This window comes from Streptomyces sp. NPDC030165 (genome assembly GCF_055573595.1).
Genome location: NZ_JBVIBD010000016.1, coordinates 164,386 through 177,298 on the forward strand (window position 1 = coordinate 164,386; position 12,913 = coordinate 177,298).

Genomic DNA, 12,913 nt, shown 5'->3' on the forward strand with positions numbered 1-12,913 from the left:
GGGAGGGGTGGGGGGTCCCTGTGCCACGTCGGGGGGGGGGGGTTCCTGGGCGGGGGGGGGGGGGTGAAGAACAAGTTGTGTTCCCCCCCCCCCCCGCCCGTCACGGACGAGCGGCCCGTGGCAGACAGAAGTGTGCCGCGGACCCTGGCCGGGGCGGGTCCGCGGCACAGGTCTGCGCCGGAAAGCGGTCAGCTCTGCTCCGCGCTCTCCAGGACGATTTGCAGCTCGACCTCCTGATCGCCCGAGACCGTGCCTTCCGTACGGACGGAGAACGCACGCGTCAGTACGTCCCGCAGCCGGTCCACCGCCAGGTGGCTGCCCTGAAGGTCGGCGGTGACGGCGGCGGACAGGTCCGCGTTCGGCCGGACGTCGCCGCGTACTTCGGAGGTCTCGAAGGTCTCGGTCCAGACCGTCGGGTGTCCGGCGGGCTGCCGCGTCCGGTCGTGCGCGGTCTCGCCGTCGGCCCGGTCGGAGGCGAAGCAGCTGCGCAGGGTGCCGAGCACGGTTTCGGCGTCGGCCGTGGACCGTGCGCTGAGCACGACCTGTGCCGGCTCGTCGTTGTGGGGTGTGCGGGTCATGTGGGCTGTGTCCTCTCCGCGCTGTGCGCCGGTGTGGTGCGGCGGGCTTCCTTGGCCGCCCGTTGGGGTACGACGGTGTACTTGGGGTCCTCGGCGGAAGCGATGCCGGCCGCGAAAATCCCGAAGCGGGTGCACGCGGAACCGGCGAGCAGGGCCAGGCCGCCCGCGGCGGCCAGCGTGCGTGACCGGCCTCCGAACGCGGCGCCCACGGCGGCACCGGCCGCGGTGAGCGTCCGCGCCGTACGGAGCAGCGTGCCGGCCCGCCCCTGGCGCCAGGTCTCCGCGACCATGCCGAGGCGCCGCTCGGTGGCCTTGGTGACCGCTTCGTCGGCGGCTGCGGCCAGTACCGCGGCGCAGCGGGCGGGCGCGGTCTCCCGTACGGGGCCGGCGAGGAGCGCCATCCCGGAGGCGGCGGCCGTCGCCGACGCGGCGAACAGGTACGGGAGTTCGCGGTGCGCGCCGTGCCAGGCGGGGACAGCGGTGTCCGCCGCGAGGACCGCGGTGTAGGCGGCGACGGCCGGTCCGAGGAGCGCGGCGGCGCCGGTCGCCAGGGCGCCCGCCCGGGGCAGCCTTCCGGTGACCGCCGATGCGGCCGCGGCGCCCGCGGCGGGCCCGTAGGCGGCCAGCAGCCAGGAGCCGACGCTCATCGGCGAGGTCGGTTTGACGACCCGCAGCATGTTCACGAACCGGCCCGGCCTGCCGAGGTCGTTGACGAGCGCGGCGGTGGACAGGGAGACCGCCGCGAGGGAGGAGACCTTCATGGCGGTCGCGGTGGTGGTGCGGCCCGTCGCGTGGGCACCGGCGGCCAGCACCGATCCGGCGCCGGCCAGGCCGCCGAGGAAGAAGTAGCCGGCGATGTCCCGGGCGCGCCAGGCGGGTGCCTTGATGACCGGCCTGCCGTAGTACGACTCGAACTCGACGGGCGGTGCCATGAGCTGCTCACCGCGTCCGCCCCGGCCGCGCTGGCCGTCCTTGCGCCGTCCTCGCCCGTCGGCGCCCGGTCCGCCGCGCAGCATCTCCGGCGCGGCGTCGCGCCCCGGGCGCTCGCCCTCGGAGCCCTCGCGGGTGACATCGGAGCCGTTCATCGCCGTCCCTTCCGTCCGGTGGCCGTGCCGAGGTGCTTCAGCGCGGGCACGGCGAACGACAGCGCGACGCCGCCTGCCAGCGAGAGCGCCGCGGCGCCCGCGTGCTTCCACATGGCGGGCAGGTCGCGGGTGGTGACGACGGGGTCCGGTGGCAGTCCGTAGACCTCGGGTTCGTCGAGGAGCAGGAAGAACGCGCCGTCCCCGCCGACGCCGTCGGCCGGCTCGTGCCCGTACAGCCGCGCGTCGGTGACGCCGGCAGCGTGCAGCTGGTCGACGCGGAGCGCGGCCCGCTCGCGGAGTTCGTCCAGCGGCCCGTACTGGATGGATTCGGTCGGGCACGCCTTGGCGCAGGCGGGTTCCTGCCCGGCGCCGAGCCGGTCGTAGCACAGGGTGCATTTGAAAGCGCGGCCGTCGGAGGGGCGCTGCTCGATGACGCCGTACGGGCAGGCGGGTACGCAGTAGCCGCAGCCGTTGCAGATGTCCTCCTGGACGACGACCGTGCCGAACTCGGTGCGGAAGAGCGAGCCGGTGGGGCAGACGTCCAGGCACGCGGCGTGCGTACAGTGCTTGCACACGTCGGAGGCCATCAGCCAGCGCAGCTCGCCGCCGGGAGCGGCCGGGTCGCCGTCCGGCCCGTCGGCCAGTGGCAGTCGCGTACGCCCCTCAGCGGTGACCGGCTGTTCGATGAACGCCACATGCCGCCACGTCGAGGCCCCCAGACCCTGCGTGTTGTCGTAGCTCATGCCCGAGAGGGACAGCCCGTCCTCCGGCAGGGCGTTCCACTCCTTGCAGGCCACCTCGCACGCCTTGCAGCCGATGCACACCGACGTGTCGGTGAAGAACCCCGTCCGGGGCGGTGCTCCGGAGTGCCCGGCGTCCCCGGCCGGATCCGGCTCGACGCCGCTGAGCAGGTGATCACTGAGCAGGTGGTCGCTCACGGGCGGGGCTCCGTTCCGGTGGTCTCGTCGATGCCGGCGCGCCGCCGGTAGGCCGCGACCAGTTCCGGCAGTTGGGGTCCGCGCGGGCGGCGGCCCGGCCGGATGTCGGCGGTGAGCGCCTTGTCCTCCTGGATGTGGGCGTTGGGGTCGAGGGCGATGGCCACCAGTTCGTTGGCGGCGTCGCCGGTGGCCACGCCGTTGGGCCCCCAGTGGAAGGGCAGGCCGATCTGGTGGACCGTACGGCCCTGGACGGTCAGGGACGAGATCCGGCGGGTGACCATGACGCGGGCCTCGATGGCGTTGCGCGCGGTGATGATGGTGGCCCAGCCCAGGTGCTCCAGGCCGCGTTCGGCGGCGAGCTGCGGGGAGACCTCGCAGAACATCTCCGGCTGGAGTTCGGCGAGGTAGGGCGACCAGCGGCTCATGCCGCCCGCGGTGAAGTGCTCGGTGAGGCGGTGGGTGGTGACGATGTACGGGTAGACGCCGGCGCCGGGTTCGTCGCCGCTGGGGTGGTAGCGGTTGCCTTCGCGGGGGTGCAGGCGGCGGACCGGTGAGCGCGGCGTGGCCGGGTACAGGGCGTTGCCGAACGGGGAGTCCTGCGGCTCGTAGTGCGTGGGCAGCGGCCCGTCCACGAGGCCTGCGGGCGCGTACAGCCAGCCCTTGCCGTCCGCCTGCATGATGAACGGGTCATCGCCGCGCAGCGCGTCGGGGCCGGTCGCGCCCTCCGGTGGCTCGTAGTCGGGAGCGCGGTCGGGGATGAAGTCCGGGATGTCGTGGCCGGTCCACTTCCTCTCGGCCGCGTCCCACCACACGTACGCCTTGCGTTCGCTCCAGGGTGTGCCGTCGGGGGCGGCGGACGCGCGGTTGTAGAGGATGCGGCGGTTGGCGGGCCAGGCCCAGGCCCATTCCTTGGCGACCCAGTCCTGTGCGGTGTGCGGTTTCCTGCGGGCCGCCTGGTTGATGCCGTCCGCGTACACGCCGCAGTAGATCCAGCAGCCGCACCGCGTCGAGCCGTCGTCCTTCAGCTCGGTGTACGCGGTCAGCGGGGCGCCGTCCGGGCCGTGCCCGTTGATCTCGGCGAGCACGGCGTCGGCGACCGGCTCCCGAAGCGGCCCGTGCACCGGGTAGTCCCAGGTCAGATCCTGTACGGGCCGGTCCATGGGGTCGGTGGAGCCGGCCAGCTTCGCCTTGATGCGCCGGCCGAGGTGGTACATGAACCACAGGTCGCTGCGGGCGTCGCCCTCGGGTTCGACGGCCGTGTGGTGCCACTGCACCCAGCGGTTGGTGTTGGTGAAGGAGCCTGACTTCTCGGTGTGCGCGGCGGCCGGGAAGAAGAACACCTCGGTGCCGATGTCCTCGGTGCGCAGCTCACCGGTCTCGATCTCGGGGCCGTCCTGCCACCAGGTCGCCGACTCGATGAGCGAGAAGTCCCGTACGACCAGCCACTCCAGGTTGGCCATGCCCAGGCGTTGCAGGCGGGTGTTGGCGGAGCCGACGGCGGGGTTCTCGCCCATCAGGAAGTAGCCCTTGCAGACGCCGTCGAGCTGGGCCATGACGGTCTCGTACGTGGAGTGCGCGCCGGTCAGGCGCGGCAGGTGGCCGAAGCAGTAGTCGTTGTCCGCGGTGGCCGCGTCGCCGTAGTACGCCTTGAGCAGGCTGACGAAGTAGGCCCGCATGTTGCCCCAGAAGCCCTTCTCGGTGCGGCTCGTCCGCACGAAGGTGTCCAGGTCCTCGTGCGCGTGGGCGTGCGGCATCGGCAGGTAGCCGGGCAGCAGGTTGAAGAGGGTGGGGATGTCGCTGGAGCCCTGGATCGAGGCGTGGCCGCGCAGGGCCTGGATGCCGCCGCCGGGGCGGCCGATGTTGCCGAGGAGCAGTTGCAGGACGCTCGCGGCCCGGATGTACTGCGCGCCGGCCGAGTGCTGGGTCCAGCCCACGGCGTAGCAGAAGGCGCTGGTGCGGTCGCGGCCCGAGTTTGCGGTCAGCTCCTCGCACACCCGCAGGAACGTCTCCCGCGGCACTCCGCAGATCCGCTCGACCGTCTCGGGGGTGTAGCGGGCGTAGTGGCGCTTGAGGACCTGGTAGACGCAGCGCGGGTGTTGCAGTGTCTCGTCGCGCGGCGCCTGCTGTCCGGTGCGCGCGCCGCCGGAGCCGTGCGTCTCGGAGCCGCCGGCCTGCTGGACGCGGGCCTCGTACAGCTCGTCCACCTCGCCCGAGGGCGCCTGCACGTCGACGCCTTCGTACTGCCAGGTGAGGGTGTCGTAGTGGGATCCGCCCTCGTCCAGGCCGGAAAAGACGCCGTCCAGATCCTCGGTGTCGCGGAAGTCCTCGCCGACCAGGGTGGCGGCGTTGGTGTAGTTCAGGACGTACTCGCGGAAGTCCTTCTCCTCGGTCAGTACGTGGTTGATGATCCCGCCGAGGAAGGCGATGTCGCTGCCCGCCCGCAGGGGGACGTGCAGGTCGGCCAGGGCGCTGGTACGGGTGTAGCGCGGGTCGACGTGGATGACGCGGGCGCCCCGGGCCTTGGCCTCCATCACCCACTGGAAGCCGACGGGGTGTGCCTCGGCGAAGTTGGAGCCCTGGATGACGATGCAGTCCGCGTGCTGGAGGTCCTGCATGAAGGTGGTCGCGCCGCCGCGCCCGAAGGAGGTGCCGAGGCCGGCAACGGTGGAGCTGTGGCAGACCCGGGCCTGGTTCTCCACCTGCACCACGCCGAGGCCGGTCAGCAGCTTCTTGATGAGGTAGTTCTCCTCGTTGTCGAGGGTGGCGCCGCCCAGGCTGGCGATGCCCGTCGTGCGGGCCGTGTAGAGCCCCTCGTCGGACTCCCACTCCCAGGTGCGGCGGCGGGTCTCGACGACCCGGTCGGCGACCATGTCCATGGCCGTCTCCAGGTCCAGCGGCTCCCAGTCCGTCGCGTACGGGCGCCGGTGGAGCACCTGGTGGCGGCGGGCCGAGCCGGTGGTGAGCTGGAGCGTCGCCGAGCCCTTGGGGCAGAGCCGGCCGCGGCTGACGGGCGAGTCCGGGTCGCCCTCGATCTGGACGACCCGCTCGTCCTTGACGTACACCTGCTGGCCGCAGCCGACCGCGCAGTACGGGCAGACGGAACGCACCATCCGGTCGGCGGAGTCCGTGCGCGGGCGCAGCCGCTCCGTGTACGGCGACATCGCGGCGCGGCCCCGGCCCAGCGGGTCGCCCCCGGTCAGCTGCCGGTACACGGGCCAGTCGCGAACCCGTTTGCCCACGCCCATTGCTACTCCTCCAGCGGGTCTGCGGTCTGCCACGGCGGCGGGTGCCTCCTCAAAGGCTCGCCCGCCGGAGCCCCGGCGGCGAGCGGGGGCGGCAAGCGGGGCACCGGGGGCGGCAGGTCGCGCCGCCGGTGCCCGACCGGCGGCGCGAGGGCGGGTTCCCCGCACCGGGCGGGGAAAACCCGTACGGACCGGTGAAGATCGACGGGGGCCGGGGGCACGTCCGGCCGGTGCCGCTGCCGGCACGCCCGCTCGTTCGCCGTACGGGTGAGTGTGCGCTCGCCCGTCGCCGTACGGGTGAGCGGCGCCACGGGCGGAATCGGGCGGTGCGGTGATTGACCCGTACGGGCCCGGGGAACCCCTGGCGCATGGCTGTCGATCACACGCAGGCACCGGTTCTGGAGGCGCTGGCCCGCTACCGCGAGGCCGGGGAGGTCTCCTTCACCCCGCCGGGACACAAGCAGGCCCGCGGCGCCGATCCGCTGGTGCGGGAGGTGCTGGGCGACGCGGTCTTCCACAGCGATCTGCTGGCCTCCGGCGGCCTGGACGACCGGCTGAGCCGGGGCAGGGTGCTGGAGCGGGCCGAAGCGCTCATGGCGGACGCGGTGCACGCCTCGCACACGTTCTTCTCCACCTGCGGCAGTTCCCTGTCCGTCAAGGCGGCGATGCTCTCCGTCGCGGGCCCGCACGAGAAGCTGCTGGTCGGCCGGGACGCGCACAAGTCCGTGGTGTCGGGGCTGATCCTGTCCGGCGTACGGCCGATCTGGCTGGACCCGCAGTGGGACGCGGAGCGCCGGATCGCCCATCCGCCGCCGGTCGAGGCGTTCGAGCGGGCCTTCGAGGAGCATCCCGACGCCCGCGGGGCGCTGGTGACCAGCCCCACCCCGTACGGCGCGTGCGCGGATCTGAGCACGCTGGCGGAGGTGTGCCACCGGCGTGGGCGGCCGCTGATCGTGGACGAGGCGTGGGGCGCGCATCTGCCCTTCCACCCGGACCTGCCGTCCTGGGCGATGGACGCCGGTGCCGACGTCTGCGTGACCAGCATCCACAAGATGGGCAGCGGGCTGGAGCAGGGCTCGGTGTTCCATCTGGGGGGCGATCTGATCGAACCGACCGTGCTGAAGTCACGGGCGGACCTGTTCGACACGACCAGCCCTTCGGTGCTGCTGTACGCCGGGCTGGACGGCTGGCGGCGGCAGATGGCCCTGCGGGGCCGGGACCTGATGGGCCGGGCCCTGGACCTGGCCGCGCGGGTCCGGGCCGGCATCGAGAAGATCGACGGGCTGCACGTCAACGACCGGGCCGACTTCTGCGGTCCGGGGCTGGCCGACGACTTCGACCCGCTGCCCGTGGTGATCGACGTGAGCGGGCTGGGCACGTCCGGCTACCGGGCCGCCGACTGGCTGCGTGAGCACCGCTCCGTCGACGCCCACCTCGCCGACCACCGGCGGATCAGCGCCCAGCTCACCCACGCCGACGACGACACGACCGCCGGGGTGCTGCTCGACGCCCTGCGCGACCTGTCGCGGCATGCCGCGGGCCTGCGCCCGGCTCCGGAGGTCGAGGTGCCGACGCCGGGCGAACTGCGGCTGGAGCAGGTGTGCCTGCCGCGCGACGCCTACTTCGGCGAGGTCGAGGACGTACCGGTGAACGCGGCGGCCGGCCGGATCGCGGCCGAGATGCTGACGCCCTATCCCCCGGGCATCCCGGCAGCGCTGCCCGGCGAACGGCTCGACGAGCCCGTGGTGCGCTATCTGACGAGCGGGGTGCGGGCCGGTATGAACGTGCCCGACGCGGCCGACCCCGAGCTGAAGACCGTCCGGGTGCTCGTCGAAGGGAACGGCTGACATGCGTACGGCGCTCATCGTGATCGACATGATCAACACGTATGAACACCAGGACGCCGAGCAGCTGTTGCCGTCGGTACGCGACGCGCTCCCCGGCATGCTGCGGGTGCTGGAACGGGCCCGCGCGAGGGAGTCGGACGTCGAAGTCATCTACGTCAACGACAACTTCGGCCGGTGGCGCTCGCACCACGACGAGATCGTCCGTACGGCGCTGGACGGGCCGCACGCCGACCTGGTGGAGCCCCTGCGCCCCGACGACGCCTCACTGTTCGTGGTCAAGGCCCGGCACTCGATCTTCTACGAGACGCCGCTGGCGTACCTGCTCAGCCAGCACGGCATCGACCGGACAGTGCTCTGCGGCCAGGTGACCGAGCAGTGCGTGCTGTACTCGGCCCTCGACGCGCACATCCGCCACCTGGACGTCGCGGTCCCGCGCGACGCGGTGGCCCACATCCACGGCGACCTCGCCGAGGCCGCCCTGCGGATGATGGAGCGGAACATGGGCGCGGATGTGACGGATTCGAGGGCGGAGAAGCTGTTCGGGTGAGCCGCTCACGCCCCCTGACCTGACGGCAGGTCAGCCCGGGCGGGCTCCGGACGGCCCCCGCCCCGGTACGGCGGGCATTGTCCCTGCGCACAGGCGGTCCCGCCGCCCGGCATTCTCTTTGCACACGAATGGTCGATATGTCGACATAGGAGTACTTTGGGAGGTGGCATCGGGGGCATCACCGGACCTTGGTGATGACATCTCTTCGAGGGAGCGAATGATGCTTGCCCAGACCCTTCAGCCCACCGGCCTCACCCTCGACAAGGAAGCACTGGGATGGGTGGCCGCCCAGCCCGAAGCGCCGCTGAGCGACGCGCCGGTGCCCTCACCGGAAGCCGCCGCCGGTGGCGTCGGCGTCCTGCTGCTGGGGCTCCTCCTCTCGCCCAAGGAGCCGAAGGAAACGAAGCGCCGGTGATCTCCGAGCGTTCACGGACCGCCCACAGCGAATCGGCCGACCAGTTGGCCCGTCGCGCCCTCGATGCCCTCCGGGGCACCGGGGGCGCCGCCGTGGCCGCGGCCCACGTGGAGGCCGCGGCGTCGGCGTCCGGAGGCGGCCCCGGGGTGGCGCTGGGCGCCGTCCGCATTCTGGGGGCGGACGTCCTCGCGCCGTATGTACTGACCGGTCAAGCCGCGCCCGCCGGCGATACGGCCGCCATCAGCCTGGCACTCAGTGCCCTGCCGCCCGACGAGACGCCGCCCCCGGCACCGCCCGCAGGCACCGAGGAAGCGTGGATCATGGCCTGGATCGACTGGGGCCTCGCCACCGTGCTGTCCCGCCTCGATCCCGCCAACTCGCCGGTACGGGCAGCGCCCCTCCCCCAGGGCCCCCCGCGGTGCGACGACGCCGCGCCCCGCAACCTGCCACCGACCACCGGCGCGGACGGCGACATCCCTCCGGACTGCCCCGGCGCCCCCGTACGGGAAGGCTGGGTGTCCTGGTCCGTACGGATGGGGAAGCTCGCCTCACTCGCCCTGCCGGGACTGGACGGGCCGGTGCACGACGCCGCCCGCTCCGGCGCCCTGGGCCTGGCCCGCGGTGCCACCCGTGCCACGCTGCGGCGGGACCACCCCACCGCCGCCCGCATCACCCGCTGGCTCGCCTGGCTCCGCGCCGACGGGGCCGAGCTGCCGCTGGACCCCGCGCCCCTGACCGAACACATCGGGCTGCTCGGCGGCGGCGACCGCCCCACGCTGGACACCGCCGTCGCCCGCCGGCTGCTCGGCCTGGAGGACATATGAGCCCGGCCCCGGCGCAGACCGCGCACGCCATCGGTTCCCGGGCCCTGGCCTGGCTGCACGCCAACCGCGAGCACGGCAAGCTCTCCGACTGCCCCCGGGCCGACCTCGTCGACGACGCCGACATGTACAAAGGCCTGGGCGAAACGGCACTCGCGGCCTCCCTGGTCCTGCGCGGCGGCGTCGCGGGAACGGCCGAACTGGCCATGGCGCGCGAGCTGCTGGAGTTCTGCTGGCAGCAGGTGGACCACGGGGCGCTGCTGTACGAACGGCTGCTGCGCCACCCGCTCAAGACCGACCCGTTGGAGACCTACGCCCACTTCGTCCGCGGCGGCTACCACCACCCGCAGTTCGAACGGCTGGCCGCCCACACGGGCACGCTGCGATCGACGCACGCCGTGGAGCACGTACCGAACCGGCGGCTCGCGGTGGCCAACGCCGCGCGCGTCGTCGGCCTCGACCACGGCCCGGCAGCCTACGACTGGGGCGCGCTGACCCGCGAAACCTGGCTCGGCTCCACACCCGAGCCCTGGCACATCGACTGGCTGACCGGATACGGCGTCACCCACACCGCCTTCCACCTCACCGACTGGGGCCGGCTGCCCGCCGGGCTCCCGGCCGATCTCGCGGAATACCTCACACGGTGGCTCCCGGTGTGGACCGACATCTGGGCGGAGAACGGCCAGTGGGACCTGACGGCCGAGCTGATGATCGTCGGCGCCTGTCTGCCGGAACCCTGGGCGGAGACCGACGACTGGCAGCGGCTGGCCGCCCTCCAGCACGAGGACGGCCTCGTGCCCCGCGACGACCAGCCCGTCGAAGGCGACCCGGCCGAACTCTTCGACGCGCACCAGCACCCCACCGTCGTGGCCGTCGTCGCAGGCACCGTCGCCCTGACCCGGGCACTGGGCGACACGGGACAGCCCGGTCCATGACGCCGCGAGCGCCGTCCGCAGCGGCAGCCCCCGACCTGCCCGAGGCGCTGCTGCGGGACCTGCCGGAAGCGCTGCTGTCGGCGGCCCCGGACGCGAGCGCCGTCGCCGTCGGCCTGTACCGGCGCGGGCAGCGGTCCTTCCTCGTCCGGGGCAGCACCGCGTTCGCGGGCGGCGCGCCGGTGGAGCCCTCCACCCGTTTCGAGCTCGGCTCGCTCTCCAAGACGTTCACCGCGCTGCTCTTCGCCGAGCAGGCCGCCCGGGGCGAGGTCGGCCACCACGACCCCGCCGCCCGCCATCTCCCTCCGGGTACGCGCCTCCCCGTACGCGGCACGGACATCACCCTCACCCACCTGGCCACCCACACCTCGGGCCTGCCCCGCCTGCCCCCGGGGCTGCTGCGCTCCGCCGCACGCCGCCTCATGACCAACCCGTACGCCGGCTTCACACGTGCGGACGTGCTGCGCGCCCTGGCCCGTACCCGGCTGCGGTCCCGGCCGGGCACCCGGGTGCGGTACTCCAACTTCGGTGCCGGCCTCCTGGGGCACGCGCTGTGCGGCGCGTCCGGCGGGCTCCCGTACGAGGACCTGCTCGCGGCCCGCGTCCTGCGGCCCCTCGGCCTGCACGACACGAGCGCCACGGCCGACCCGCCTCCCGGCGGCAGCCAGGTCACCGGCTACCGGCGCCGCCACCCCCGGCCGCCGTTCGCCATCCCGGGCCTGCCCGGCGCGGGCGCCGTCCGCTCCAGCGCGCGCGATCTCCTCACGTTCACCGAAGCGCTGGTCGGCCCGGGGAGCGCGGCCGTCACCGGCGTACCGTCGGCGCCCTTGCGCACGGCCCTGGAGGACGTCACCCGCCCCCGGCTCATCCTCCCCCGCGGCACATCCCAGCTCGCCCTGATCTGGAACATCCGCCTCCGGTCCGACGGCTCGGGCCTCTACCACCACTCGGGCGGCACCCGCGGCTGCACGGCCTTCGCCGGGTTCAGCCCACGGCACGACACCGCGCTGGTCGCCCTCGCCAACTGCACGCCGGGCCGCCGCGCCCCATTCGTCCAGCAGGCGTACGACGCGCTGACGGACCTGCTGCGCACCCCGCCCACCTGACCCCGAACCGGCCCGAGGGCGCCTACCCGTACGCCTCCCCGCCGACCTCCAGCCCCGCCGTGCCCGCCGTCGTATCGGCCAGCCAGGCCCGGAAAGCCTCCAGGTCGGACTCCGGCAGCCCGACCTCGATACGTACGTCGGCCCCGTACGTCACCTCGCGCACAGCCCGGCCCGTGGTCCGCAGATCGTTCTCCACCCGCCCCGCCCGCTGGTGATCGACAGTGACCGTGACCAGGCGGAAACGCTGCCGGGTTACCGTGCCAAGCGCGTCCAGGGCCTCCCCCACGACACCCCCGTACGCGCGGATCAGACCGCCGGCCCCCAGCTTGATACCGCCGAAGTAGCGCGTCACGACCGCGACGGCATACCTGACCTCGCGGCGCACCAGCATCTGCAGCATCGGAACGCCAGCGGTGCCACCCGGCTCCCCGTCGTCACTCGCCTTCTGCACCCCGCCGTCGGCCCCGAGGACGTACGCGAAACAGTTGTGCCGCGCCGTCGGGTGCTCCCTGCGGACGCGCGCGATGAAGTCCTGGGCCTCGGTCTCGGTCGCGACGGGGGCGAGCGCGCAGATGAAGCGGGACTTGTTGATCTCGATCTCGTGAACACCCTCGCGCGCGAGAGTCCGGTACTGCTCCTGCATCAGGCCACTCTATGCGCCGCAGAAAGCACCCGCCGCCCCCCTGCGCGCCCAGGCCCCATCCGCTCCCCCTACCTCCCTTCCCTCTCCCTCCCCACCCCCTGCCCTCCCGCACCGCCCTGGCCACGGCCGTCTTCGTCGCGGGCGTCATTCTGGGCAGCGTGACGGCCCCGGCCTGCGCCCCTCACGCACAACCGCACACCACACGGAACCCGCCACCCAGGGGAATCCTGGCCCCCTCGCACACGTTGTCCTCTCCAGACGGCCACCGACGTGCGGCCACACCGACCGGACCCCGGTCAGAACCGAGGGAGGCAGCTGTGTACGGCGACCCGGCGACCATCAGCAGGATCCTGCGCGAAACCGGCGACACATGGGCCGTCGTGGGCCTGTCCACCCATCGCAACCGCGCCGCGTACGGCGTCGCCGACGTCCTCCAGCGCTACGGCAAACGCATCGTCCCGGTCCACCCGAAAGCCGAACCGGTCCACGGCGAACAGGGCTACCCGTCCCTGTCCGCGATCCCGTTCCCGGTCGACGTCGTGGACGTCTTCGTCAACAGCACCGCCGCGGGCACCATCGCCGACGAGGCGGTGACCATCGGCGCCAAAGCCGTCTGGTTCCAACTCGGCGTCATCGACGAAGCAGCGTACGACAAGGTCAGAACCGCCGGCCTGGACATGGTGATGGACCGCTGCCCGGCCATCGAGATACCCCGGCTGGGCTGAGGGGCGGGACCTGTCGGCACGAGACAGCATCCGC

At 73.2% G+C, this 12,913-nt stretch carries 12 protein-coding genes; 7 read left to right on the top strand and 5 right to left on the bottom strand.

Annotated features, from left to right (window positions below; genetic code table 11):
* Window positions 1–188 precede the first annotated feature (188 nt).
* The 4 genes from ACZ4Z1_RS27965 to fdh are packed head-to-tail and all read right to left on the bottom strand — an operon-like array spanning window position 189 to window position 5,846.
* Entirely contained in the window at window positions 189–578 is a 390-nt protein-coding gene (locus ACZ4Z1_RS27965) for a hypothetical protein (RefSeq protein WP_468489394.1), read from the bottom strand.
* Window positions 575–1,663 carry an NrfD/PsrC family molybdoenzyme membrane anchor subunit gene (gene nrfD, locus ACZ4Z1_RS27970; RefSeq protein WP_468489395.1) on the bottom strand — a complete coding sequence of 363 codons (1,089 nt, stop codon included), beginning with the start codon at window positions 1,661–1,663 and terminating at the stop codon, window positions 575–577. Before nrfD ends, ACZ4Z1_RS27965 begins: the two co-directional genes overlap by 4 nt.
* Entirely contained in the window at window positions 1,660–2,601 is a 942-nt protein-coding gene (locus tag ACZ4Z1_RS27975; protein ID WP_468489396.1) for a 4Fe-4S dicluster domain-containing protein, read from the bottom strand. Before ACZ4Z1_RS27975 ends, nrfD begins: the two co-directional genes overlap by 4 nt.
* Window positions 2,598–5,846, bottom strand: a complete 3,249-nt coding sequence (gene fdh, locus ACZ4Z1_RS27980; protein ID WP_468489397.1) for a formate dehydrogenase — start codon at window positions 5,844–5,846, stop codon at window positions 2,598–2,600. Before fdh ends, ACZ4Z1_RS27975 begins: the two co-directional genes overlap by 4 nt.
* Window positions 5,847–6,211: 365 nt before the next feature.
* Here fdh and ACZ4Z1_RS27985 point away from each other — a divergent pair, with 365 nt between their 5' ends.
* From ACZ4Z1_RS27985 to ACZ4Z1_RS28010, 6 genes are all read left to right on the top strand, one after another.
* Window positions 6,212–7,690: an aminotransferase class I/II-fold pyridoxal phosphate-dependent enzyme gene (locus tag ACZ4Z1_RS27985; protein ID WP_468489398.1), complete on the top strand. Its 1,479-nt coding sequence runs from the start codon at window positions 6,212–6,214 to the stop codon at window positions 7,688–7,690.
* A 1-nt stretch (window position 7,691) separates the two neighbouring features.
* Window positions 7,692–8,237 (top strand): cysteine hydrolase family protein, encoded by a 546-nt coding sequence (locus ACZ4Z1_RS27990; protein ID WP_468489399.1) that lies wholly within the window; start codon window positions 7,692–7,694, stop codon window positions 8,235–8,237.
* Between the two features lie 220 nt (window positions 8,238–8,457).
* Window positions 8,458–8,652: a hypothetical protein gene (locus ACZ4Z1_RS27995; RefSeq protein WP_468489400.1), complete on the top strand. Its 195-nt coding sequence runs from the start codon at window positions 8,458–8,460 to the stop codon at window positions 8,650–8,652.
* Complete coding sequence (locus ACZ4Z1_RS28000) at window positions 8,649–9,476, top strand: hypothetical protein (protein ID WP_468489401.1); 828 nt, start codon at window positions 8,649–8,651, stop codon at window positions 9,474–9,476. Before ACZ4Z1_RS27995 ends, ACZ4Z1_RS28000 begins: the two co-directional genes overlap by 4 nt.
* On the top strand, window positions 9,473–10,408 hold the full coding sequence (locus ACZ4Z1_RS28005) for a DUF6895 family protein (protein ID WP_468489402.1): 936 nt from the start codon (window positions 9,473–9,475) through the stop codon (window positions 10,406–10,408). Before ACZ4Z1_RS28000 ends, ACZ4Z1_RS28005 begins: the two co-directional genes overlap by 4 nt.
* Window positions 10,405–11,511 carry a serine hydrolase domain-containing protein gene (locus ACZ4Z1_RS28010; protein ID WP_468489403.1) on the top strand — a complete coding sequence of 369 codons (1,107 nt, stop codon included), beginning with the start codon at window positions 10,405–10,407 and terminating at the stop codon, window positions 11,509–11,511. Before ACZ4Z1_RS28005 ends, ACZ4Z1_RS28010 begins: the two co-directional genes overlap by 4 nt.
* Window positions 11,512–11,533: 22 nt before the next feature.
* Here the strand turns inward: ACZ4Z1_RS28010 and ACZ4Z1_RS28015 are convergent, their stop codons facing one another.
* Complete coding sequence (locus tag ACZ4Z1_RS28015; protein ID WP_468489404.1) at window positions 11,534–12,154, bottom strand: YigZ family protein; 621 nt, start codon at window positions 12,152–12,154, stop codon at window positions 11,534–11,536.
* 317 nt (window positions 12,155–12,471) lie between these two features.
* On the opposite strand from ACZ4Z1_RS28015, the gene ACZ4Z1_RS28020 reads away from it, so the two are divergent.
* Window positions 12,472–12,879: a CoA-binding protein gene (locus ACZ4Z1_RS28020; RefSeq protein WP_468489405.1), complete on the top strand. Its 408-nt coding sequence runs from the start codon at window positions 12,472–12,474 to the stop codon at window positions 12,877–12,879.
* Window positions 12,880–12,913: the final 34 nt, after the last annotated feature.